General features: G+C 75.9%; 1 protein-coding gene. It reads left to right on the forward strand.

Annotated elements, in window-relative coordinates; all coding sequences use genetic code 11:
- Window positions 1-453 (forward strand): beta-L-arabinofuranosidase domain-containing protein (locus tag G3I78_RS48295; protein WP_203616540.1); only part of this gene is annotated, 453 nt, incomplete at both ends.

A 453-nucleotide genomic window follows, 5' to 3' on the forward strand; every position in this document is an offset into this window, starting at 1 on the left:
GACGACCTCGAGCGCCGCTTCGCCGCGATCGTGCGGCGCGTCGCGGCGGCCCAGGCGCCGGACGGCTACCTCTGCACCCGCTTCGGCAGCCCCGGTCAGGACACCCGGTACACGGACCTCGAGTGGGGCCACGAGCTGTACGTCCAGGGGCACCTCATGCAGGCCGCCGTCGCACGCGCCCGCACCGGCCACCCGGAGGACCTGCTGGTCGAGGTCGCGCGCCGGTCCGCGGACCACGTGTGCGAGACGTTCGGGCCCGACGGCATCCAGGGGGTGTGCGGGCACGCGGAGGTCGAGGTGGCGCTCGCGGAGCTCGGCCGCGCGCTCGACGAGCCGCGGTACGTGCGGCAGGCGGCGCTGTTCGTCGAGCGCCGCGGCCAGGGCACCCTCGCGGACATCGAGTGGGGCCGCGCGTACTACCAGGACGACGTCCCGGTGCGCGAGGCCACCGTC

The organism is Streptomyces sp. SID13726 (genome assembly GCF_010548375.1).
Taxonomy (GTDB): Bacteria; Actinomycetota; Actinomycetes; order Streptomycetales; family Streptomycetaceae; genus Streptomyces.